Here is a 24,401-nt window from a genome sequence, read left to right on the forward strand (position 1 = left end):
GATGGGGGTTCGCCCCCGATTCGAACGGACCGGGAACGTAGCCGGGCACGGCGGGGGAGCGAGACGATGGACTTCAGGGACGCGAACGAGGCGAATATGGCAACCGACGCACTAACGGCCAGCGACAGCGGCACTGGTTCCGCTACCCCCGGAACGAACGCCGGCGAAGGCGTGGGATCGAAGCGAATCGCGACCCCCTACCCGGTCGATGTCGATCATTCGCGCGACGCGCTGCTGACCGATTTCGGCAAGGACACGCTGAACGACCGCTATCTGCTGCCGGGCGAGACCTATCAGGATCTCTTCGTCCGCGTCGCCTCGGCCTATGCCGACGATGCCGCGCACGCGCAGCGGCTGTACGATTACATATCGAAATTGTGGTTCATGCCCGCGACGCCGGTACTGTCGAACGGCGGCACCGGGCGCGGCCTGCCGATCAGCTGCTATCTGAACTCCGTCCCCGACAGCCTGAACGGCATCGTCGACACCTGGAACGAGAATGTCTGGCTCGCGTCGCGCGGTGGCGGGATCGGCACCTATTGGGGCAACGTCCGTGGCATCGGCGAGCCGGTCGGCCTCAACGGCAAGACCAGCGGCATCATCCCGTTCGTCCGCGTGATGGATTCGCTGACGCTGGCGATCAGCCAGGGGTCGCTGCGCCGTGGGTCGGCCGCGGTCTATCTCGACATCAACCACCCCGAGATCGAGGAATTCCTCGAAATCCGCAAACCGTCGGGCGACTTCAACCGCAAGGCGCTGAACCTGCACCACGGCGTACTCATCACCGACGCGTTCATGGAGGCGGTGCGCAACGGCGACGAATGGCATCTGCGTAGTCCCAAGGACAATGCGATCCGCGCCACGCTCGACGCGCGCTCGCTGTTCCAGAAGCTGGTCGAGACCCGGCTCCAGACCGGCGAGCCCTACATCGTCTTCGCCGACCATGTGAATTCGAACATGCCCAAGCATCACCGCGAGCTGGGCCTGAAGGTGTCGACCTCGAACCTGTGCAGCGAGATCACGCTGCCCACGGGCCGCGACCATCTCGGCAACGATCGCACCGCAGTGTGCTGCCTCTCGTCGCTCAACCTGGAAACCTGGGACGAGTGGAAGGACGAAAAGGGCTTCATCGAGGACGTGATGCGCTTCCTCGATAATGTCCTGCAGGATTACATCGACCGTCACGAACCGGGCATGGAGCGCGCCGCCTATTCGGCAAGCCGCGAACGCTCGGTCGGCCTCGGCGTCATGGGTTTCCACTCCTTCCTCCAGGCGCGCGGCCTGCCGTTCGAGGGCGCGATGGCGAAGTCGTGGAACCTTCGGATGTTCAAGCACATCAAGGCGCAGGCCGACGAGGCCTCGATGCAGCTCGCGATCGAACGCGGCCCCTGCCCCGACGCCGCCGACACCGGCGCGATGGAGCGGTTCAGCTGCAAGATGGCGATCGCCCCGACCGCCTCGATCAGCATCATCTGCGGCGGCACCAGCGCGTGCATCGAGCCGATCCCGGCGAACATCTACACGCACAAGACGCTGTCGGGCTCGTTCAGCGTCAAGAATCCGTATCTGGAGAAACTGCTCAAGGAAAAGAGCAAGAATTCCGACGCCGTATGGAATTCGATCCTCGAGATGGGCGGCAGCGTCCAGCACCTCGACTTCCTCACGCCGGAAGAAAAGGATTGCTACAAGACCAGCTTCGAGATCGACCAGCGCTGGTTGCTCGAACTGGCGGGCGATCGCACGCCGTACATCGATCAGGCGCAGTCGCTGAACCTGTTCATCCCCGCCGATGTCGAGAAATGGGATCTCCTGATGCTCCACTTCCGCGCGTGGGAACTGGGCATCAAGTCGCTCTATTACCTCCGCTCGAAATCGGTCCAGCGCGCCGGGTTCGCCGGCGGAGTCGAGGCGGACAATACGATCGACAAGCCGAAATACGAATTCGCGACCACCGATTACGACGAATGCCTGGCGTGTCAGTGACGGGACGCGCCGCCAGAACCTAGACCGGCCGCGAGGCTGGCGGGCGATCCACGATCCGCCCGCCATTTCGCATGAACCGTACCGACATCCGGGTCGGTACGGGCCGCACTGCGTTCCGGCGCGATCGATGACACCCAGAAATAGTCATCCGCTAATCCACAAGAGCAGTGTCTGAAGACGGTTAATCCGACCTAGTTCCAGGACGGTACCTTAGGGACGTGCGCGGTTCGCCGCGCGGTTCCGACGGATGCGGGCGGGTCACAACGGACAATCTGGGTCGTCGAATTCCTACGTCCTTCGGGAGCGGGCCGATGGCGGAAGCCGGGATACTCGGGGTCAGGGCTGGAACAGGCGTCAGGCTCTCGACCTGGATGATCGGGATATTGTTCGTTTCCGCATCCATCGTCATCTTCCTGCTCAATACCCATCGCGGCATCGGCGTGTTGCCCGACACCACCCGCTACATGCGGCTGGGGCCGATGTCCTACGACGCTCCGCTCTACACATGGCTGCTCGATCTGATCAGGGCGTCGGGCACGTCCTTTCTCAGTGGCGCGAGGGCGCTGGCGCTGGTGTTCGTCGCGGCCAACACATGGCTGTTATGGAGCACCTTGCTCCGCGGCGCGGGCAAGCCCGCCTACGCCGCTGCCGGCACCGCGCTGATCGTCCTGTCGCCGCAATTCGTCGGCCTGCACGCGGTCGCCATGTCGGAAGCGGTATTCCTGTTCGCGCTGCTCGTCGTCGTGCTGTCGTTTCTCGAGTACCTCGAAAGCGGGAGAAACGGCTGGTTGCTGGCGTGCGGCTTGGCGCTTGGGCTGGCGATGCTGGTGCGCTTCACCGCCGCGCCGATGGCGATCGCGATGGCCGCGGTCCTGCTGTTCGATCCGCGCCGTGCGCTCCGCCGCCGGTTCATCGACATCGGCGTGCTCGCCGTGGTCAGCGGCGTCATCTTCCTTGGCTGGGCCATCGTCAGCGAACTGACCACCGGGCGATCCACCGGGCGCGCATTCGCGTTCAACGGCAATGCCGATTTCTCGGTCTGGTGGGGCGGTGTGGAAGCACTTTCCACCTTCCTGCTGCCGGGACAGATCCCCGCAGCGGCGCGCATCGCGTTTCTTTTCGGCGTCACCGGCGTCGTCGGGTGGCTGGCCGTCCGACACGGTCGAAGGGTGCTGGGCACAGTCGCGAGCGGCGACAGCCCGGGCGATCAGGCGATTCCCGTGATCTGGGCGCTGTTCGTCGCCGCGTACATCCCGTTCATGGTTCTTGCGATCAGCATCGAAGCCAATCTCACCTTCGATGGCCGCTACGTGCTGCCGCTCTACATCGCGCTGACGATCGTCGGCATCTGCGCCGCTGCGTCCTGGTCGTCGACGCACCCGAACCGGCTGGTCCTCTGGACGCTAGCGGTTCTGGCGACGCTGGTCATCGCCAGCCATCTGGTCCGGACCACCGACCGCACCCGCGAGAATTACGTCCGCGGCATCGGCTATTCGGGGGTCGAATGGACGAGTTCGCCGGTCGTCGGCGCGGTCGCCGCGCTGCCCGCCGACGCCGTGATCTTCAGCAACGCGCCGGACGCGCTGAATTACCTCACCCCGCGAAAGACCGCCTTCATCCCGATGAAGACCCATCCGCGAACCGGTCGCGAAGACCCCGCCAACACGGTGCGCGACGTCATCGAGAGGATGCGCCGCAGCCTGGCCGCGGGCAACGGATACATCGTCTTCCTAGATGGCGTGGACTGGCGCTTCTACACGATGACCGAGGCGGAGGTCGTCCGCGCGCTCCGCCCCGCGCTGATCCGGCGCGAACCCGACGGCCGGATCTACGGACCGGCGTCCCCGCCGCGCGCGGGACAAGCGCCACCGCCGGACAATCGACCGCAGGGGGGATAGCAATGAACGCGAACGAACTCGCCGCCCCGCCCTCCGCGGCCCCGCTTGAACGCGCGTCTTTCAAGGACTACATAGCGATCGCGCGCTTCGATCACATGACGAAGCACGTCTTCATCATACCCGGTCTGGTGCTGGCATTCGTCTTCAATCCGGCGCTGGATAATTTCTCGGCGCTGTCGATCTTGCTGGGTTTCGCCAGCGCGGTGCTGATCGCGTCGGCAAACTACACGATAAACGAATGGCTGGATCGATCGTTCGACGCGTTCCACCCGGTCAAATCGCAACGCACCGCCGTACACAGGGCGCTCTCACCGGCGCTAGTGTACTTGGAATATGCTGTGCTGGCGCTGTCCGGCCTTGCGCTGGCCTATCCGCTGGGCGGGATGTTCTTCGTCGCCTCGGCGATGTTCGTATTGTCGGGCATCCTGTACAATGTCTCGCCGATCCGGACGAAGGATCGGGTCTTTCTCGATGTAATCAGCGAATCGGTGAACAACCCGATCCGCCTGATATTGGGCTGGGCGATGGTGGTTCCGGCGACATTGCCCCCCAGCAGCCTGTTGCTCGCTTACTGGTCGGGCGGAGCATTTCTGATGGGGGCGAAGCGCCTGTCCGAATATCGCGACGTCGTCGCCGGACAGGGCGTCGAGACGCTGCATCTCTACCGCAAGTCGTTCCGGAAATACACGAGCGAGAACCTCACCGTATCATGCTTCTTCTACGCGATGCTTTCCGCCTTCTTCATGGCGGTCTTCCTCATCAAATACCGCGTCGAATATATCCTGGCCTTTCCCTTCATCGCGGCGTTGTTCGCAATCTATCTGTGGCTGGCGTTCCGGCAGGGGTCGGTGGCGCAGCGGCCCGAACGGCTGTTCCGGTCGAAACGGCTGGTGGCGGCGACGGGTCTGGCGGTGCTCACGGTGGTGCTCGCGACCTTCATCGACGTTCCCGATCTCGAACAACTCTCCACGCCCTATCTGATCCGGCTCAATTGATCGCTCCGGGCCATGCCGTCCTTCAACGCTTCGCTCGATTGGGACGAAATCGATCTGGTCGTCTTCGACATGGATGGGACGCTGTACGACCAGAAGAAACTGCGCGCGCGGATGCTGATGGAACTCCTCCGCGCGAGCGCCCGCGACCGAAGCCTCGACACGGTGCTGACGCTGCGCGCGTTTCGCCATACCCGCGAGATGCTGGCCGATACGCAGGCGGGCGACTTCCTTTCGACTCAGTATGAAATTCCCGCCGCGCGGCGCGGATGCGAGGCGGCCAGGGTGCGCGCATTGGTTGCCGAATGGATGGAACAGCGCCCGTTGCCTTACCTAGCAGCCTGCCGGCGGCCCGGGATCGAGCAATTGTTCGGCGCGATCGCCCGCACCGGCCGAAGGATCGGGATCCTGTCCGACTATCCCGCCGCGGACAAACTCGCCGCGCTTGGCCTGCGCGCCGATTTCATCGTCGCCGCGACCGATCCCGATGTGGCCAGGCTGAAGCCCGATACGACCGGCCTCGACAAGCTGATGCGGCTGGCCGAGGTCGATCCGCGGCGCGCGGTGCTGATCGGCGATCGTGTGGATCGCGATGGAGCGGTGGCGGCGCGGGCCGGGATGCGCGCGCTGATCCTGTCGCGCCGTCCGCACGCCGGCGTCGACTGTTTCGGATCGTTCGGCGACGCGCTGTTCCGCCCGCTGCTCGGCGCGCCGCCCCGCGGCGTCGGCCCGCTGGGCGTCACGAAAACTGCTTGACGATCCACAGCGCGCCCTGCCCGAGCGGCGACCGATGCGGAGAGCCCGCGACCGCGCCCACCACCGGCGCGCGATCGACGCCCGCCACGTAGGAATCATAGCTCTCCCGCAGCATCAGCGCATTGGAATATCGTGGTCGCCAGCCGAGTTCGAGCAGCGGCGCGACATCGAAATAACATTCCTTGTGATAGGTAAGATAATGCCACGGCACGAGCGGCGAGACACGCAGCGCGTGCAGCGCGCGCAGCGTGTTGATGGTCAGCGCTTCGGGCAGGCTCCTGACCTTCGACCGGCTTCGCGCATGATCGATCAGCCCCTCCAGATCGCCGCGCAACGTGCCGAAATCGTCGGTGCCGACATTGTAGGTGCCGCACTTCCCGGCATCCATCGCCAGCATATAGAAATCCATCAGGTCGTGAGCATGAACGAACTGGAACTTGATGTCGCCGCTGCCGATCACATAAACGTTGCGGTTGTCCTTGATCCATTCGAACAGGATCTGGAATATGCCCAGACGCCCCGCGCCGAGCGTGGCGCGCGGCCGGATGGTGATGAGCGAGATGCCGTTCTTTTCACACAATTCTTCCGCGATCTGCTCGCCCGCCAGCTTCGATTTGCCATAGGGTTCGACCGGGCGCAGCGGCGTGTCCGCGGTGATCGCCCCCTTGGGGGGGATGCCGTAGGCCGCAGTCGAGCTGACGTGCACCAGCCGCGACACGCCCGCCTTGGCCGCCTCTTCGGTCACGATCCTCGTACCTTCGACGTTCACGTTCCAATATTCTTTGCCGGCGTCGGTTTGCGCCACCAGGGCGGCATTGTGGTGGACCATGTCCACCCCCTCCATCGCTGCCGCCACGCCATCGCGGTCCAGCACCGAACTGTTGAAGAACCGGATGTCCGCGGGACGCGATGAATCCTCCCAGATGTCCAGGATGCGTACCTCGTCGCCGCGCTCGCGCAGGCGGCGCGCGGTCAGGTTACCGATGAACCCGGAGCCCCCGGTGATCAAATGTCTCACATTCCCCTCCCGATCATGCCGCGCTTCAGCTAACGAAAGCCGTCGCTGATGGCCTTCAGCGCGTTGCGGTGCGCGATCGCCATCACCGTGCCCTGCGGATTGACCACCGTCGGCCCGCACAACAGCGACGAATCCGCGATGTACAGCCCGTCGCCGCCATGCACCTTGCCGTACGAATCGGCGGCGCACAGCGCCTCGTTCTCGCCCATCGGGCAGGACGAGAACAGGTGAAGCGCGGTGGCGTTGGCCTGTGCGGGCGACAGCGTTGCGGGCAGCGTCCCGATGTCGGCGGGCGACCGGAGGATCGGGTAACCGGGGATGCTCGGATACACCTTCACCGCGCCCGCCGCGAACAGCACCTCGGCCAGCCGCCGCAGCCCATCGGCGAGTTCGTCCAAATCGGCGGGGGTCAGGCTGACCCTGACGAGCGGATCGCGAAATCCCGGCAGGCACCGGACGGTCCCAACGCCGCCGGTGCTCTGAACGTAGTAGATCGCCATCCGCCGCCAGTTGCGGTCAACCTCGGAAATGCGCTCCGGATGCGCCGCCATCGCCATCGCCAGCGCGGGTCGCTTGCTCATCGAACATCCCATGCTGAAGCGCGGATCGAATTCCTTGATCTGGTGGACCGGCTCCAGTTCGCCGGGAAGGTTCACCTCCTCGTCGAACTCCGCGACCACCTTCAACATCGGGTGGAAACGCAGCGAGTTGCCGACATTGCGCTTGATTCCCGACCGCCGCAGCAGCACCGGCGTCTGCACCGCGCCGCACGCCACGAACACCGTCGTCGCGCAGAGTTCGATCGCCCGGGCCGACTGCCCGGCGGGGGTGTGGCTGCCCCGGACGGTCCATTTTCCGTTCGTGCGCGACACGCTCTTGATCAGCGTGCTTGAGATCAATCGCCCGCCCGCGTCGCGAAAGCGCGGCACGAAGGTCGCCGACATAGACTGCTTGCGTCCAGGCGCGCCGTCGTTGCGTTGATCGGCATAGGCATAAAGGCGGGGAACCTCGATCGAATTCCATCCCAGGCTGATCGCGCCGTCATGCAACCGGGTTGAGATCAGCGGCGCCTCGCCCGGCAGATATTCCACCCGGGCGGTGGCCTCGCAGGCGTCGAAATGGGCGACAAGGCCCTCCGGCGACAGGTCGGCGACGTCGAAACGCGATCGCCAGCCTTCCAGCACATAGTCCGGGATGCGGTGATACAGGCCACGATTGATTTCGCTCCCGCCGCCGACGCACCGCCCCTCGACATAGGCGAGCTTGGCCTTGCCGAGCCCGATGTTGATCCCGGCGTTGCGGTATTTCTGGATGATCTCCTCGCGCGAGAAATGCGGCGCGGATTCCAGCGGCAGATCCTCGCCCTCCTCGACCAGCAACACCGACTTGCCCGCCTCGGCGCATAGTGTCGCGGTCACCGCCCCCCCCGGACCCGATCCGATGACCACCACGTCCGCGGTCAGGCGCGACCCGACAGCGCCGGGGCCATTCGCATCAGTCATATTGATAGTCCCGGCCGTAGAGTTCGGAGTACAGCCCGAACAGCGCGAGCGAGCCGTAGAACTCCATCAGACGCCGCCGCACCTCCAGCCGCGACCCCTCCCATGCCCGTACCTGCGCGGCGCGCCGGGCCGGATCGAGCTTGTGGAACGGCTGGCCCGAAAGCGGGATCGACCATGCGTCGAAGACCAGGGTCAGGATGTGGAACGGCGTCCGCAGATAATCGGGCAAGCGTCCATGCACCGCGATCAGGAACTGCGCGACCGCGTCGGCTTCGCCCGGCGCGCTTTCGGCGCCCGCCCGCCGCTGCCGTACTTTGGTGTCGGCGAACGCAGCGATGGTGCGTTCGAAGTTCAGCAGCATCGCGACGTGTGAAGACAACCGAAGGGGCGCGATCGCCGGGCTGTCGGATCGGTGGGGGGACATACGGCCATCGCGGTGTCCTTGCGAGTAGCGGCCATGTTCGTGACTTTGGTGGCGGCCCGCAATGGGGGCAGGATCGGTTCGGTGGCGCATCGGAATAGGTGGAACGGCACTTCAGGGGCGTCGGTGGCAATTCCTGATAGTAGCGGCCTCCTCGCGTTGTTGGTTCGCCTGTTCGCCGTGTCCGCCCGTTCGCCACCACGGAAATCCATAGTATAATGCGAATCGCAGGATCGGACGATGGTCGGGCCTCAGGGAAGTGGCGTCATGCGATATCCCGGGAACCGCGCGGCGCGCGTCTGGGTCGACCAGCATTTCGCCGCGCTCGGTGAATTTCTCCACTCCGGCAGGCGGGACAGGGACGCGCTCGCCCGGGCGGCGCGTGCGCTTGCCCACATGCTCGAGCGCGACTCGACCTATGCGGCGGAGACGCGGCAGCTGGCGGTGCGGTTCGTCATGGCGAACTGGAATGCCGGCTGGCCCGCGATCATCGCCGATGCGGTACGCTCCGGACTGGACGCCGATCTTGTCGCGCCCGAACTGCGGCCGGTGCCCGCCCCCGCCGCGCTGCTGCATATCTTCATGGCCGAGACGCGAAAACTGGGTGGTGAGCGCCTGCCGGGTCTCGACAGCATCGGGCGGGCGATCCGGCGGCTGGGGGACGCGCCGCACGAAGATCTCCTGGCGCAATTCCTGCTGGCGCGCGCCTTTCTGTTGCGCGCGGAACTGCAGGAATACGGACGAGAGGACATTCTGGCGCTCCCCGATTTCCGCGCGGCGGATTCCCTCCTCTCGCCGTTGATGCAGAATGAGTCGGCGCGCGCGACGATCGCAACCGCATGGACCAACCAGATATTCGGTCCCGCCGACGACGGCACGCTCGACGGCCACGGCGACGGCATCGCGGCAATGGCGCTTCAGCAATTCGACGACAGCTTTGTCCGGGCGCTGCTCGGGGCTTTCCGGACCGATCCGAATGCGGCCGATGCCGACGGATTGGCGACGATGAGGGACGCGATCGATCGCCACGGCCTGGCGACCGCGGTCAATCCGATCCTCGTGCTGCCAGCTCTGTCGAGGCTCGATCCGGAACGCGGAGAAGAATTCGGGGCGTTCCTTACGCAGGCGGCGACGGACGCCCCGGCCAAGGTGATGGCGCGATCCGCCGCGATGCTGGAGGGCCTCGATCCGGCGCTGCGGTCCTCGCTGACGCAATTGAGCCAGGTGCAGGCCGATCCCGCGATGGTGGCCTTGTGGGCGCTGGTCACCCGGATCGCAAAGGCGAACAGCATGGCGCGGATCGGCGACGCGGCCGGGTCCGTCGCGCTGCTCCACGCGACGGTCGGCCAGATACTCGGGCAGGCCGCGTCCGCCGTCGGCCAGGCGCTCGCGATCGGGGAGTTCGCGCGGCAACTGGCGGTCGGAGACGCAGATCAGGATTTCGCGGACTCGATGAGCGATATGTTCCTGCTGGTGTTCGAAGCGGCGTGGCGCGCGGACCCGGAGGCGCTGCACGACCTGCGCTATCGCAGCCAGTTCGATCCGCTGATCGCCGCCGTCGCCGGCCGCCGTTTGGCGCAGCAACGGATCGAGACCGAACAAGACCTGCAGACCCTGTCGGTCCTGCTAGACCTGTTGCGCGTCGTCGACCTGCCGTCGGCGCTCGGGCTGACGAAAGACCTGCCCCTCGACGGACCGAACGAGGAACTGTGCGCGGGCTTCGCGCGCCTGGGAAACACGCTGTCCCGCGCCGCGGAGGGAATCGCCGGGCGCGCCGGCGCGGTGGCGGTGATCTCGCACGACGCGACGCCGGAGACCGGCTTCTTCATCCTCGTCACCGAACGCGGCATCCAGGTGGAGCCAAAGGACGCGGCGCTGAGCGCGGCGTTCGCGGATCTGGCGGACGCGGTCGATGGCGCGCCGGAGGAACTCTCGGCGGGCGGTGAGACTTTCGACCCCGTCCGCCAACCGGCCGAGGCGGCCTGGTGGGCATTGCCGACGGCGGTTCGCGAAGCGATCGCCGCGGCCGAAGTCCTTCACCTCGCGCCCGATTTCCGCGGTTCGGACGCGTCCGAACCGTGGGAGATGATCCACGACGGGAACGCCTATCTGCTCGCCTCGGCGGTGGTCGTCAGGCACGGATCGCTCAAGCAACTCGCACGGGCGTTCGACACGCGCATCGCGCGTCCGTCGGTCGGCCGGGCGCTCGTTCTGGCCGCCCCGCACGGCGATCCGGATCGTCCGTTGCCAGCCGCGGAAGCGGAACGCGCGAGCGTCGGAGACCTGCTCCGCGCGCACGGCATCGATGCGCCAGATATCCCGGAAGAACGGCTAGCCGCCGATTTCGTGATCGATCGCCTGCCGTGGGTCGATGCGCTCCATATCGCAGCGCATGGCGAGCAGGCGGTGGGCACCGAATTTCTCGTGCTGTCGCCAAAGGACCGGCTGACCGTGGACGATCTGCTCGCACGGCCGCGGCGATCAATGCCGTTCGTCTACCTCAGCACCTGCGATCTCGGCCGCACGCGCTATGTCGGCGGTGGGCAGGCGCGCGGTCTGGCCTTTACCCTCGCCGAACTGGGCGCGCCCGCCGTGATGGCGAACACCGGGTCGGTGCTGGACGAGGTATCCGCCGATGTCGCACTCGCATTCTACGACCAGGCGCTCGGGCTTAACGTGGGCCAGGCGCTCCTGTCGGCACGACGGCGCGTGTCCGAAAAATGGCATCCCGCGCTTGTTTCCAGCGTCATCCTCTTCGGGGATGCCGATCATTGCGCCTTCGGAAGCGGGGCCGCGGAGGGGGCCGACGCCGTGGGCGCGTTTCTCGACGCCTATTTCGACGGGCGGGACGACGATGCGCGGCTTGCGGCGCTGAACGACGAGTCTCTGATCGACTCGATCCTCACCGGCGGACGGCGTGAGGCCGCCGCGCTCGATCTCGTCAACGGTTTCGCCAAGGTCACCGCCGACGAACCGTATGAGTGCCGGATGGACGCGATCGGCCACGCGATCGAACTCGCGGACGAACTGCACCATCCCTGCGCCATGGCGATGCTCCGCTATATACGCGCCTCGTTCGCGATGGACATGCAGGACGACCGCAACATGAAGCCGTGGATGGCCGACGCGATCGCCCATCTCGACGCCGTCGACAACGACAATTTCGGCTGGACGCAGGCCCTCACCCGGTTGCGCTCGGCGCTGCGCCGAGACGATCTGGCGGCGCGCGGGCTCGAATTGCAGCACCACGGTCCCCCGGACGATTCGGGCAGCGTGGACGCATTCTTCGACGTCAAGCTGGCGGTCGAACAGGCGCAGGAGATGGAGTTCCGCCCGGTCGAACCGCGCGATGTCGAGGAGGACGCCGACGACATATTGTGGAACGCCGTGATCGCAGGCCATCCCAACCGTTTCGAGGACACCGCGGAGGCGAGCGACTATGCTGAGATCGTGACGCGCAAACTCATCGCGATCGGCGCGATCGGGGATGCGGACTTCGACGTCGCCCGGCCGATGATCACCGCGCTGGCCTGGTGGCTCTGGTCGCATCAGGCCACCACCTTCCTGGCCGCGGATGTGGCCGAGGGCCAGGCCGGAACCCTTGCCGCGCTGATCGACGATATCGCCAGCGACAGGATAATCGTCGGCGGCGAACCGTGGCGGCGGCAGGTGCTCGGCTTCGATGCGGAGGTGGCCTCGGTCCTTGCGGAACTCGAAGCGGTGCCGTGGGAGAGCGCATACAAGGAGATTCCCGAGCGGCTGGCTGCGCTCGGCGCGCGCGGGATCGCGATCCTCGACGCGGTGGAACGGGCGTCGCCGGACGACCTCGCCTGGACCGCCGCGCTGGTGTCGGGCGTCCTCGCGACGCGAAACCGGTTCTCCGTCCTGGCGTGCGAGGACTATCTCTACGACGGCATGGTGGCGGCGCACCAGAATGTCGACGCGGGGAACGAACATCGCTTCATGCGCTATCTGGTGCATGGTTTCGCGAGCGTGCGCGAGCGGGAGCAGGACGAACTGGCCCGGTGGCGGATGGCGTCCTGATCGGCCGAATCCGCCATCGAAAAGCCAGCCGTGCGCGAGCAACGGAGGAAGCCGGTGTCCGTTCGGCGACACCGCGCTTGCAGTACCGGATTTGCGGCGTAATGGTCGCTCGCCGGGGTGCGATTGCGCGGGGGTGAAAGGTCATTCTCACGCCTCGCCGGTCGCGCGCGCTGATCGCCGCCAGATACCGGATGTTGTGCCGCGTCACGCGGTACGACCCAATTTGTGGGAAATTCGCACCATGCCAGAATGCGTCTCGCGGCAAGAAACAGGTAGCTAACGGCGCGGTAATATCGTAGAGAATCGGCGAGTACGGCTGTTGCGGCCGGAACGCCGCAAACGGCGTCGGAACGTCGCGCGACGGATCGATTCGGGGGCTCAATTCGGGGGAGTGAACATGGCTATTCTGGCTTCGGAGCCTGCATCCATAACGCCGCCTTCGGGCGGCGCCGCCGCGTCTCGCCGATGAGGTGCGGCCGCTAACCCGCCCGGGCCGCCGCACGGTCGTGCGCACGCAGTTTCTTCACTCGGAAGATGCCTGATGCGCACGTCCGTCCCGGCCTCTTACGCTTCCTCCTCGAACGTCACGGCGACGTCGGCGTTGGCGGACAGCCGCACCTTGTCGCCTTCTACCTCGGCGACCAGTCCGGTCGAAATGAAATGGTGATGCCCTTCGTGACTACCCTGCCCACTGTCCTTCTTCGTCAGCTTGATGCGGTCGCCCTCGATCTTGTCGACGGTCCCGACATGGACGCCGTCGGCGCCGATGACTTCCATATGTTCGCGGATTCCACTCGTGTCGGCCATTTCGCGTCTCCATGCGTTGATGCGGCAATGAAACGACACACTCTCGGTTTGGATGCATGGAGCGCGGCGGCGTGACCGATCGTCAAGTCCGTCATGCCCGCGAAAGCGGGAACCCATCACCCGCGATCACTGCACGCGGGCAGTGGCGGCGATGGATCCCGGCTTTCGCGGGGACGACGAAGGGAGGCGCCGCCGGTGCGTTGCTCCTCCTCACCGCCTGCGCAACACAGGCGTCGAGCGCGGTCGCGCATACGCCGGGCACGCCCGGCTTCCTGCTGGGCCTGTGGCACGGCTTCATCTTCCCCGTCGCCTGGGGACTGTCGCTGTTCTTCCCCGATTACGCGATCTATGCCGTGCCCAACAACGGCGGCTGGTATGATTTCGGCTATTTCGTCGGCATCGTGTTCCTCGGCGTCGGCGCACGCAGCACCCGTACGGTGTACGTCAACCGGACCGTCCGCCGATGAGCTGGCAGATCACGATCATGTTCGCGGTCGCGGCGGTGTTCAGCCTGCTCGGCGCGGGCCTGCTGCTAGCGCTCGCGCGGCCCGCGGGTCCGGCGAAGGTCTATGTCTTCCGAATGGTCGGCATCATGGCGCTGTCGCTCGGCGTCGTCCTAGCCTTCTCCGCCGCCGCGATGTGGCGGTGGAGTACGGACGGCTGAAGAATATTTCTCATTTGTTCTGTGATTATCAATTGAGGGGATTTTCAATGTCCTTTAATCAGAGAAGAGTTGTTTTCAAGAATTTGCGCGTGATTGGTTCCGGGGGAAACGGTATATCTATTTCAAAATACCCTCATTCTAATGTAGCAATGAGCGGTCTCTCGATAAGTGGTGATGCTATTATTCACATGGAGGACATATTTACTGACGAGAATTATGGTGACGGCGTTAGCATTACCGGAAATTCAAACGTTAGCATAAAGAATCTTCACTCAAATTCAAATGGATCTGGCTTTTCTAGAGATTTCGCCGAATCCAAGAAACTTATCAGTGATCTAAAAAATAATGGCGCATCTTATAAAGAAATAGGAAATATATTAGAGGCGATAAAGAGTTTTGAACAAGCTCCGAAGCAAGATAAAGCTTCTTTTTACGAAAGAGTAATATCTCTTGCAGCAAATCATGCATCAATAGTTTCTGCATTTTTGTAATTCATTATTGTACTGGATTTCACTCATGTCCCTCCTCCAAGCCTCCAAGCAGTACAAGCCGTTCGAATACCCCTGGGCGTTCGAATTCTGGAAGCGTCAGCAGCAGCTCCACTGGCTTCCCGAAGAGGTGCCGCTGGGCGAGGATTGCCGTGATTGGGCGCAGAAGCTCAGCGACCACGAACGCAATCTGCTCACGCAAATCTTCCGCTTCTTCACCCAGGCCGACGTCGAGGTGCAGGATTGCTACCACGAGAAATACGGCCGCGTGTTCAAGCCGACCGAGATCAAGATGATGCTGACCGCGTTCAGCAACATGGAGACGGTCCACATCGCCGCCTACAGCCATCTGCTCGACACGATCGGGATGCCCGAAAGTGAATATGGCGCCTTCCTCGAATATGCCGAGATGAAGGAAAAGCATGATTACATGCAGAATTTCGGCGTCGACAATGACGAGGACATCGCCCGCACGCTCGCCATGTTCGGCGGCTTCACCGAAGGCGTTCAGCTATTCGCCAGCTTCGCGATGCTGATGAACTTCCCGCGCTTCAACAAGATGAAGGGCATGGGACAGATCGTCACCTGGTCGATCCGCGACGAAAGCCTGCACTGCGAAGGCATCATCAAGATGTTCCACACCTTCTGCCAGGAGCGCCAGTGCCTGACCAAGGCGGTGAAGGACGACATCGCCGACGTGTGCCAGACGACGATCCGGCTGGAGGACAATTTCATCGACCTCGCGTTCGAAATGGGTCCGGTCAACGGCATGACTCCCAAGGAGATCAAGAAGTACATCCGCTTCATCGCCGACTGGCGGCTGAACCAACTGGGGCTGAAGCCGATCTACATGATCGACGAACACCCCCTCCCGTGGCTCGCCCCGATGCTGAACGGCGTGGAGCACGCCAATTTCTTCGAACAACGCGCGACCGAATATTCGAAGGCCGCGACCAAGGGTCAGTGGAACGACGTGTGGGATTCGTTCGACAAGCGCCAGAAGGCGAAGGTGGGGAAGCCCGCGGCGAATGAGGATGCGGGGGATGCGGGCGGGGATATGTTCTCGCGGGCTGGGGTTGCGGCGGAGTGACGTGCCGCGCGACGATTTAGGGCAGCTAAATCGAAGCGAATCCGCGGCACGTCCGGACGGCGGCGCTACAGCGCCGACCGACGGCATAGGCTTTGCCCATGCCGGTTGACCAGAACCAAAAGCGAACGTATTCCCCAGTCGAAACTGGTCGTAGGTGACAAAATGCTCGATCCAGAAGGTCACATCTCCCCGGTCGTCGACCTCCTAGCAACCGCGGGTAAGAAGAAGTTCGGGACTATCTTGGCCGATCCGCCGTGGCAGTTTCAGAACCGCACCGGCAAAATCGCCCCCGAACATAAAAGGCTTAATCGCTATGGTACGATGAAGCTCGACGAAATTTGCGCGTTGCCGGTTGCGGACATCGCGGCAGATCCCGCTCACCTGTATCTGTGGGTTCCAAACGCATTGTTGCCCGATGGACTGCGCGTAATGGACGCATGGGGCTTTCGCTATATTTCAAACATTGTCTGGCACAAGGTGCGAAAAGACGGAGGTTCGGACGGACGCGGCGTAGGATTTTACTTCCGTAACGTCACCGAAATCCTGCTGTTCGGTGTCCGAGGAAAAAACGCTCGTACACTTGCACCAGGTAGAAGTCAGGTCAACATGATGCAAACGCGAAAGCGCGAGCATAGTCGCAAACCAGACGAGCAATATAAGATCATCGAAGATTGCAGCTTCAAGCCAAGGCTTGAAATGTTTAGCCGTGGGACGCGTCGGAACTGGACCGTTTGGGGTGATCAGGCGGATGATAATTACGAACCGACTTGGAAAACATACGCCCACAATAGTACTGAAGAACGAAGAATTGCGGACTTTGACTAACGATGGAGGAATGGCACCCAGGTAGCTTCACTAAGAATTTTAGCTGGGGTCCGGAAAGCCACGGCCTTAAAGTTTTGCATGAGATGATAAGGGCAGGTTTCGCTGATGACATATTCGACGTACCGCGGGCTAAATTTCGCGAGCGCGTGCGTCATTACGGCCGACCGGACTATATTGCTCTAAATTTCTTTCTTTACAATGAAGTAAGATCTGGTGTCGATTTTGTCGTAGTCGATGAATTAGTTTTTCAGGCACTCAATTTTCGTCATAGTGCGCATTTTGACAGGCTTGCCTTATTTGCGTTTAATTTTAGCAATGTAGGGCGCTGGAAAAGTGCTACACCTTTTCAAGGACGACCAGCTCTCTGGGCTTACCACTATATCGCCGACCGTGTTGGACCAACTTTTGAGTGGGACACAACACGGATTTCAGCTGATGATATTGAACGATTTGTGTCGGACGATAATCGCTACGTTGGTCAAACAACCCGAAAATTAGCAACTAACCTGAATTATTTATACAAAATTGGCCGCCTCGGCGACTATCGCTCGCCAAAGCCAGAACGATGGTGGCTGAGCGCTTTATTTCTCGCGCTCGACCGCACCGTTCGCCCAGATCAGATCAGCACCGGAAAACTGGCAGACGCTGCTTTGATGGGCGAGTTGATGAGAAGCGGCTTTGGCGCTCTTGGTGGAAAGCGTAGTATCGCGAAGGACATTGCCACGAGCTACTTTACGAGCCTTTACGCGGTGTGCGGCGGAAGGTCACGGTTTGTCGAAGAGGCGGTGCAGGATCGGGAAAGATTGCTAGTTCCCGGCCTGATACCGAACGAACCAACCGAACTTGGCACTGTAGGTGTATTTCATCCGACAAACCCGACCGCACGAAATGCGATACCCAGAATATGTAAGATCTTGGCTAAATATTCCGCCGGTTTTGAACTCCTCGATGCGGAGAATTTAGATGATTTTGACATTGAGGCATATATAAAGTCTCAAACCGAGAACGCTCTTCGCTCTCTAGATGAGCTAGGCATTAAACCACAGATTTCAAGCGACGAACTTATCAAATTGACGAGGGGCGAATGACAACATACGTCGACACCAGCGTATTGATTGATCTTTTGGAGGCGAACTCTGAACACCATGCGTGGAGCCTGACGCAGATCGAGAAAGCCCGAGTGTCGGGCCCTGTCATAGTATCTGACGCAGTATATAGTGAATTCTCGATTGCGCTGGATACGGAGGAACATGCCGATGAAGCCCTGAACCAGTTTTCCTTTGTTCGCTGCGGATACTCCAACCAAGTGTTGTTTCGCGCAGGAAAAGCCTATTTGCGATATCGGCAAAGTAAAGGCACAAAGACAAACGTCCTTCCGGATTTTTTCATAGGCGCGCTAGCTGACACCGAGCGGGCACCTCTGTTAACCAGAGATCCGCAGAAGGTTCGCGCTTACTTTCCCACTGTCGAGCTAATTACGCCGCAAAAATAGACGTACCCGTCCTCACTCCCCCCGCTCCCCCTCGAACCCCAGCCGCGTGATGCCCGCGCGCTTCACCACCGCGATCGTTTCGACGAAGCGTTCGTAGCGCGCCTCCGGGTCGGTCTTCATCACCAGCACCGATTGCCGGTCCGCGCGCACCGCCGCCAGCAACCCCGGCAGTTCTCCGCCCGTCACCGCGCGCCCGTCGAGCGACACCGCGCCGCTGCGCGCGATCGCCAGCCGGTGGACTACCTGCGGCACGCCCGCCTTCGGACCCGGCTGCGGCAGGTCGATCGGCACCTCGTGCGCCATGATCGGGATGGTCAGGATGATCATCACCAGCAGCACCAGCAGGACGTCGATCAGCGGGGTGATGTTGATGCTGCCCAGCGGTTCGTCGAAAGTCGCGGCATGGGTGGAGGCGTAACGGCGCATGGCTCACTCTCCCTTGTGATGTGACAACATACCGTCACGACCCCGCGATCTTGTCAAGCGGCCCGCGTCCGGACGGCGACCGCACCACCGCACTGGAAATGTTGGAAAACCTGTGATGTGGTCGTTCCGATGACCACCGCCGCCCCTCGCCGCGCCGATCCCCTCCAACCGCCGCCCCGCTCCAGCGCGGCCGAAAACACCGTTTCCCGGAACCTTCGGAACCTTTGCCCCGCCGGAGCCGCAAAAAACGCGCTATCGTCTCAACATTCTCAATATTCGCGGCACGAAAAAAGGGGCGAGGCCATCGCTGGCCCCGCCCCTCGTGCAACCCGATCGGGCGACCGATCAGAAGTGCGTCACGATACCCAACATCGGGCGGAAGCTGTGCGCGCTGCCGAAGGTCGACACTTCGCCGCGCAGGCGGAAGCCCGCGTTGCCGGTCAGGCCCTGCAGGCCGATGTCCTTCGGACCGACCTCGAAACCGACGCCGTACGTGATGTCGTCGAAGTCACGCGTCTTGTCCGCGCGCTTGGCGAAGTTCACCCACTGATATCCGACCTTGCCATAGAACAGGCCGCTCTCGCCCGCGCGCAGGCCGAACCGGCCGGCTGCACCATATTCCCAGTCGATGTCGCCCGAAATGCCCTTGGCGACATTGCCTTCCGCACCGACGAACACCGGGCCGAGCGGCACGTTGAAGCCCGCGACGCCCTGCACCAGGCTGCCGTTCAGCTTGTTGCCGCGCGTGCCGCCCGCGATTCCCGCAGGGTTCGGCTCGCTGTCGAACTGCTCCCAGCCGCCCATGATGCCAACGTACGGATCGATGCCGAACGCGCGCGTGCCATCGGGTGCGGTCGCGGTGTCGGGCGATGCGGTCTGCATGTCGGTCGAGGTTTCGGCCGGGGCGGGCGTCGCGGGATAGCTGGCGTCCTGCGCGAAGGCGGGAGCGGCGACGAATGTCGCCGCAGCGGCGAGGACGAGGGGGAACTTGCGCATGAAATCTACCTTTATTGTCATCATCCCCGGCCGCGCGGCTCTGGCCGTTCTGTGGCGACTGTCCGGCCGGTCCGGGGACTTGCTAAATAGGTAGGGCACGCTGTTTGTTGCACCGCGGCATGGCAATTTTCCGCAGAAATCCAAGGCTGTTGCCGATCCGTCACGGTTCCTGTCACTGCTGTGAACGAACCGTGGCGAGGATAAGGCGGCGTGGGGAAAGCGCCGCATTGCGACCATCAATGCGGCGTCGATCGCCGGAACACGCCACGTAAAGGGCGTGACCTACCGCCGCTCATCCGCGCGCGGCAGGCGTTAAACGCGGCTCGTTTACCTCATGGCCAGGCATGAACCTCGGCCAGCCGCTGGCCCAGGAAATCGCCGATCGTGTCGAACAGGCCGCCGAGGCCGGGCTGATGGTCCGAATAGAAATCGGGCGCGGCGAACTTGACCGCGGCGGCGTTGTTCACACCCAGCAACGTCATCGACGTGCCCTGGCTGAACGTCAGCGTCAGGTCGGCCGCGCCGTCGCGGTTGACGTCCTGCACCTTCGTACGCTGCAACGAAATCCCGTCGTCCAGGATGATCCGATCGAGCGCCGTATCGAAATCGGTGATCGTGTCGCTGCCGTCGAACCGCCCGAAATGGAACATGTCGGCCCCGGTCCCGCCCGAGAGCGTATCGTTGCCGAGGCCCCCGAACAGCACGTCCTTCCCCGCGCCGCCCGACAGGGTGTCGTCGCCCAGATCGCCGAACAGGACGTCGTTGCCATCGCCGCCATTTAGCTTGTCGCGACCAAGGCCACCGATCAGCAGATCATGCCCGCCCAGTCCGTTCAGCGTGTCGTTGCCCAGCAGCCCGCGCAGCGTATCCTCGCCCGCGGTGCCGGTCACCGTCCCGCCGAACAACGGCGCGTATTTCGTCACGCCGTCCGCGACGCCGGTCACGGTCAGGTCGACCGTCGCGGTGCTCGTCAGACCGGCCCCGTCGGTCACGGTGTAAGTGAAGCGATCGGTCGCGGTCGCACCGGGCGCGAGCGCATCGAACGCGTCATTGTCCGCGACGTAGCGCAGCGTCTGCGTCGTGGGATCGAACTGCAGGCTGCCGAGCGTACCGGTCGTGTCGACCGCGCTGATCGCCAGCGTCTGCCCGGCGTCGGGGTCGCTGTCGTTGGCGAGCAACGTTCCCCACAGATTGCCGGTCGTCGCATCCTCGTTCACCGCGACCTGATCACCCTGCGCGACCGGTGCCTCATTGACGTCGGTCACGAAGATCGTGAACGCCTTGTCGGTGCTCAGCCCGCCGCTGTCGGTCGCGCGTGCGGTGATCGCATAGGCGGCGGCCAACGCCTCGAAATCGAGCATCCCGGTCGTCGTGACCACACCCGTCGCGGCGTCGATCGCGAACAGGCCACCCGCATCGTCGATCAGAGCGTAGGTCAGCGTGTCGTTCGCGGTATCGGTTGCCGACACCGTTCCGACCACCGCGCCCGCCGCCAGATTCTCCGCGACGCTGGCGTTGCTGATGACCACATCGGTCGGCGCCGCGCCCAGCCGCAGCAATGCAAGCTGCGGATCATGATCGGTCGCGCGGCCAGCGGCCCCGAACTGTGCATTGATATGCACCGCGTCGAACTGCGCGCCGCCGACCAGTCCGCCAGTGACCAGGATGTTGTCGAGCGCCTGCGCATTGCCCTCGAACATATAACTGTAGCGTTCTTCCTCGGGCAGCAGGCTGTTGAGGTTCGTCAGCACGCCGCCCTTGGCCGGATCGGTCAGCTGGGTCTGCGCATCCTCGAAATAGAAGCCGTTCCAGTCGCCCAGCACCGCGACGTTCAGCGACGGATCGGTCGCGAGTTGATCTTGGATATACGCCTTCACCCCCGCCGCCTGCGCGGTGCGCGCGGCGTCGCCCGCATTGGCCGGCGGCTGCGTATCGCCCCACAACGGATCGCTGCCGCCGCGCGAGGTGAAGTGGACGTTGATCGCGGTGATCGTCTGCCCGGCAAAGCCGAACTGCGCGACCAGCGGACTGCGGCTGCCGGCATAGGCCGATCCCGCGATCAGCTCGGCGCTACCCTCGACATAGGAAACGCGGTCGATGTTGTAGAGGTAGCCGTTACGGATATTGCCGCCCGGCTCACCGCCGGTCGTGTTCGGCGCACTCGGCGCGACCTCGACATACGCGTAATGCTTGCCCGATTCGGCGAAGATCGCGTCGATCAGCCCCTGCGCGGTGACCGTTCCCGAAAGGTCGCTGCCCGTCCCCGCGCCGTCCGCGTCCTGAATTTCCTGCAGCGCGACGATATCGGGTGCGCCGAGGCTGTAGACGATGTTGCCTGCCAAAACGTCGAACTTGTTGTCGCCCGGATCGAGGTTCTCGACATTGTAGGTCGCGATCGACAGATTGTTGGCGTCGCCCGACAGCGTAGTCGCCTCGCGCTCCAGCGTCACGTCCTTGGTCACCGTGACCGCCTCGGTCACCAGCACCTCGTAGTAATTGAACGAGTAATTGAGCACGCCGGTGACGCTGCTCAACTGGTCGCCGATCGAATAGCCCGGCGTAAAGCCCGCGAAGATCGCGCTGTCGTCGTCGATCTGGATTTTCTCAGGGTTATAGTCGCCGTCGGAGATCGTGATTCCGCCGCGGTCGTTGACGCCGGTCGCGCCGACGCCCAGCGAGGCGACGACGTCGGTCTCACCGAAATTGGTCGTGTTCGACACTACCTGCGGCGCGTCGATCGTGACGCGCATCCCCTCCAGCGATTCCCAGAAATCGATGCCGTCGGTGGTGGGATCAAAGCTGGTGAAGCCGTCGTCGTCGATCGTGTCGGTCGGCGGCAGCAGCCCGCCCGCCCCGATCAGCACCGCGGCGGGCAGCGCATTGCCGCTGCTCTCGACCGTGATCGTCGGCGCGCCGATCTGCGTCACCGACAGCCCGCCCGCGCCGCCGGTGAACTCGCCGACCGTCCCGCGCACCGCGATCGCATCGCCCGCCAGCACGCTCGGCGCTGCCCCGGTGAAGACGAAGATGCCGTCAGAAGTCGCCGCATCGCCGTCGCCGGTCGCGGACTGAAGGTAGAAGCCGTTGCTGTCGACCGCGGTCACGATGCCGGTCGTCAGCACGATCTGGTTCACGAACGCCGACGTGTGGCCCGCGCCCTGAATAGCGCCGATCGACAGCGTGACGGGATCGTCGTTGACGATCGTGGCGGTCGCCTGACCGTCTTCGATCACCACGTCGCCGGTGGTCGCGCCAAGCGTCACGGTCAGCGTCTCATTACCTTCGCCGACCAGATCACCCGCTACCGGAATGATGATCTGCTTGCTCGTCTCACCCGCCGCGAAGCTGAGCGTGCCATTGAGCACCGCGCCGGGCGACAGGTCCGCCGCATCGGCGGTGCCGTCCAGCGTCACCGCATAATCGACCGTCGCCGCCAGCGCGGACCCGCCCGCGCGGAACACCGTGACCACCAGATTGATCGTCCCCGCGTCGTCCTCGACCACACTCGCATCCGCGATCCGCAGCACGCCGGTGCCGGTCGGCGACAGGAAGCTCTGCCCGGCGTTGACCGTCCCGAAACTGTCGTCGCTCGCCGTCGTCCAGATGAAGTCCGCCGCGCTCGCGCCGCTGCCCGTCAGTTGCAGCGAGAAACCTGCGGCGGGAACGGGTTCTTCGGCGACGCCGATGTCATTGCTGGTCAGGCCGGTCGCCGCGCCGCTCGTCGCGACGAACGCGCCCTCATACGACAGGAACTGCACCACCCGGCCCGCCGCATCGACCAATGCGATGCCGTCGGGCGCGCCGTTCTGGATGTCGGCCGCCGCGAATGACAGCGCGCCATAGCCGTTCTGTTCGTCGTCGATCGTGCCCGACAAGGCGATCGTCTTGTACGCTGCGCCGCCGTTGCCATTGTACAGCACCAGCGACCAGCCGGTCAGGTCGGTGCCCGCAGTGCCAGCAACCTCGATCGCCTCGCCCGCATCGACGCTCACATTGTCGTAGTGGATTTCGTTGATGAAGACGTTCGCGATCGGAGCAGGCGGCGCGATATCGTCGTTCAGGATCGTGCCGGTCGCGACCGCATCGCCCAGCGCCGCGCCGCCGGTCGCGGCGGAGAGCGTCACGGTCAGCGTCTCGTCGGCCTCGAACACCGCATCGCCCTGCACGGGGACGCGGATTTCGGCGGTCGTCGCGCCATCGGCGAAGCTGACCGTTCCCGACAGGGCCGCAGCCGCCGCGAGATCGGTGGCGCTGGCGCTGCCGAGCGCGACCGTCCACGTCGCCGACACCACGCCGACGCTGCCGTCGGTACGGCTGACGGTGAACACCAGGTCGCGCGTCCCGGCATCGCCCTCGGTCACCGAAGCATCGGCCACTGACAGGGTGCCGTTGGCCGCCGCGACCGTGCCGAACGCCTGCCCCGCATTCACCGCCCCGAAGCTGCCAGCCGACGGCGCGGCCCAGGTGAAATCGCTCGCCTGCGTCCCGCTACCCTTCAATTGCAGCGTGAAGCCGACCGCGTCGCTGCCGTTCTCGATCACGCCGATATCGGTGCTGGTCAGCCCCGCGGCCGGGCCGTTGGTCGCCGTCATCACGCCTTCATACGACAGGAACTGCACGACCACGCCCGCCGCGTCGACCAGCGCGATGCCGTCGGGCGATCCGTTCTGAAGCCCCGCGCGCAGGAAAGACAAGGTGCCGAAACCGTTTTGGCTGTCGGGAATGATCCCCGACAGATTGATCTGGTCGTAGCTCGCCCCGCCGCTGCCGTTGTAGAATACGACGCGCCAGCCGGTCAGGTCGGTCCCGGCGATCCCCGCCAGCTCGAACCCTTCGCCGACATCGCCGCCCGCGTTATCGTAATGGATTTCGTTGAAGAAGATATTGGCCGCCATTGGAAATCCCCGAAGAAAATGCTCGCGCAGGTGAAGGCAGGAATCAAGCGCCACGCCGCTCGCCAGATCATCCGAATTGCGCCTAGGGGGGCTGTGTGACACGC

General features: G+C 63.7%; 19 protein-coding genes. 12 read left to right on the forward strand and 7 right to left on the reverse strand.

What is annotated here, in order from left to right:
* Positions 1–66: 66 nt before the first annotated feature.
* The 4 genes from M0208_RS07415 (at position 67) to M0208_RS07430 (ending at position 5,629) form a co-directional block, all read left to right on the forward strand.
* Positions 67–1,983 (forward strand): ribonucleoside-diphosphate reductase subunit alpha, encoded by a 1,917-nt coding sequence (locus M0208_RS07415; protein ID WP_258891080.1) that lies wholly within the window; start codon positions 67–69, stop codon positions 1,981–1,983.
* A 311-nt stretch (positions 1,984–2,294) separates the two neighbouring features.
* Entirely contained in the window at positions 2,295–3,881 is a 1,587-nt protein-coding gene (locus tag M0208_RS07420) for a glycosyltransferase family 39 protein (RefSeq protein WP_258891081.1), read from the forward strand.
* Between the two features lie 2 nt (positions 3,882–3,883).
* Positions 3,884–4,876 (forward strand): UbiA family prenyltransferase, encoded by a 993-nt coding sequence (locus M0208_RS07425; protein WP_258891082.1) that lies wholly within the window; start codon positions 3,884–3,886, stop codon positions 4,874–4,876.
* Between the two features lie 12 nt (positions 4,877–4,888).
* Positions 4,889–5,629 (forward strand): HAD family hydrolase, encoded by a 741-nt coding sequence (locus M0208_RS07430; protein ID WP_258891083.1) that lies wholly within the window; start codon positions 4,889–4,891, stop codon positions 5,627–5,629.
* Here the strand turns inward: M0208_RS07430 and M0208_RS07435 are convergent.
* From M0208_RS07435 to M0208_RS07445, 3 genes are read right to left on the reverse strand one after another with little or no spacing between them, the layout of a single operon-like run.
* The gene (locus M0208_RS07435) at positions 5,613–6,647 is read right to left on the reverse strand and encodes an NAD(P)-dependent oxidoreductase (RefSeq protein ID WP_258891084.1); all 1,035 of its coding nucleotides are present in this window, start codon (positions 6,645–6,647) and stop codon (positions 5,613–5,615) included. The two genes, M0208_RS07430 and M0208_RS07435, sit on opposite strands and share 17 nt — an antisense overlap.
* Before the next feature lie 29 nt (positions 6,648–6,676).
* A complete protein-coding gene (locus M0208_RS07440) occupies positions 6,677–8,149 on the reverse strand; it encodes a GMC family oxidoreductase N-terminal domain-containing protein (RefSeq protein ID WP_258891085.1) in 1,473 nt (490 codons plus the stop codon).
* Positions 8,142–8,510, reverse strand: a complete 369-nt coding sequence (locus M0208_RS07445; protein ID WP_258891086.1) for a hypothetical protein — start codon at positions 8,508–8,510, stop codon at positions 8,142–8,144. Before M0208_RS07445 ends, M0208_RS07440 begins: the two co-directional genes overlap by 8 nt.
* A 327-nt stretch (positions 8,511–8,837) precedes the next feature.
* On the opposite strand from M0208_RS07445, the gene M0208_RS07450 reads away from it, so the two are divergent.
* Complete coding sequence (locus tag M0208_RS07450) at positions 8,838–12,614, forward strand: CHAT domain-containing protein (RefSeq protein ID WP_258891087.1); 3,777 nt, start codon at positions 8,838–8,840, stop codon at positions 12,612–12,614.
* 564 nt (positions 12,615–13,178) lie between these two features.
* Here the strand turns inward: M0208_RS07450 and M0208_RS07455 are convergent.
* Complete coding sequence (locus M0208_RS07455) at positions 13,179–13,421, reverse strand: DUF2171 domain-containing protein (RefSeq protein ID WP_258891088.1); 243 nt, start codon at positions 13,419–13,421, stop codon at positions 13,179–13,181.
* A 155-nt stretch (positions 13,422–13,576) separates the two neighbouring features.
* Here M0208_RS07455 and M0208_RS07460 point away from each other — a divergent pair, with 155 nt between their 5' ends.
* The 7 genes from M0208_RS07460 (at position 13,577) to M0208_RS07490 (ending at position 17,980) form a co-directional block, all read left to right on the forward strand.
* Positions 13,577–13,888 carry a hypothetical protein gene (locus tag M0208_RS07460; protein ID WP_258893188.1) on the forward strand — a complete coding sequence of 104 codons (312 nt, stop codon included), beginning with the start codon at positions 13,577–13,579 and terminating at the stop codon, positions 13,886–13,888.
* Positions 13,885–14,085, forward strand: a complete 201-nt coding sequence (locus M0208_RS07465; RefSeq protein WP_258891089.1) for a hypothetical protein — start codon at positions 13,885–13,887, stop codon at positions 14,083–14,085. Before M0208_RS07460 ends, M0208_RS07465 begins: the two co-directional genes overlap by 4 nt.
* Positions 14,061–14,576, forward strand: coding sequence for a hypothetical protein (locus M0208_RS07470; RefSeq protein ID WP_258891090.1), 516 nt, complete (start codon positions 14,061–14,063; stop codon positions 14,574–14,576). The genes M0208_RS07465 and M0208_RS07470 overlap by 25 nt, the downstream gene beginning before the upstream one ends.
* A 25-nt stretch (positions 14,577–14,601) precedes the next feature.
* Positions 14,602–15,663, forward strand: coding sequence for a ribonucleotide-diphosphate reductase subunit beta (locus tag M0208_RS07475; RefSeq protein WP_258891091.1), 1,062 nt, complete (start codon positions 14,602–14,604; stop codon positions 15,661–15,663).
* A gap of 105 nt (positions 15,664–15,768) precedes the next feature.
* Complete coding sequence (locus M0208_RS07480; protein ID WP_258891092.1) at positions 15,769–16,488, forward strand: MT-A70 family methyltransferase; 720 nt, start codon at positions 15,769–15,771, stop codon at positions 16,486–16,488.
* Between the two features lie 2 nt (positions 16,489–16,490).
* A complete protein-coding gene (locus tag M0208_RS07485) occupies positions 16,491–17,576 on the forward strand; it encodes a hypothetical protein (RefSeq protein WP_258891093.1) in 1,086 nt (361 codons plus the stop codon).
* Positions 17,573–17,980 (forward strand): type II toxin-antitoxin system VapC family toxin, encoded by a 408-nt coding sequence (locus M0208_RS07490; protein WP_258891094.1) that lies wholly within the window; start codon positions 17,573–17,575, stop codon positions 17,978–17,980. The genes M0208_RS07485 and M0208_RS07490 overlap by 4 nt, the downstream gene beginning before the upstream one ends.
* Positions 17,981–17,992: 12 nt before the next feature.
* Here M0208_RS07490 and M0208_RS07495 read toward each other — a convergent pair whose 3' ends face one another.
* From M0208_RS07495 to M0208_RS07505, 3 genes are all read right to left on the reverse strand, one after another.
* Positions 17,993–18,406, reverse strand: a complete 414-nt coding sequence (locus tag M0208_RS07495) for a biopolymer transporter ExbD (RefSeq protein ID WP_258891095.1) — start codon at positions 18,404–18,406, stop codon at positions 17,993–17,995.
* A gap of 345 nt (positions 18,407–18,751) precedes the next feature.
* Positions 18,752–19,402 carry an opacity protein gene (locus M0208_RS07500; RefSeq protein ID WP_258891096.1) on the reverse strand — a complete coding sequence of 217 codons (651 nt, stop codon included), beginning with the start codon at positions 19,400–19,402 and terminating at the stop codon, positions 18,752–18,754.
* A gap of 332 nt (positions 19,403–19,734) precedes the next feature.
* Positions 19,735–24,297 (reverse strand): Calx-beta domain-containing protein, encoded by a 4,563-nt coding sequence (locus tag M0208_RS07505; RefSeq protein ID WP_258891097.1) that lies wholly within the window; start codon positions 24,295–24,297, stop codon positions 19,735–19,737.
* Positions 24,298–24,401: the final 104 nt, after the last annotated feature.

It is taken from the genome of Sphingomonas sp. SUN019 (assembly GCF_024758705.1).
Taxonomy (GTDB): domain Bacteria; phylum Pseudomonadota; class Alphaproteobacteria; order Sphingomonadales; family Sphingomonadaceae; genus Sphingomonas.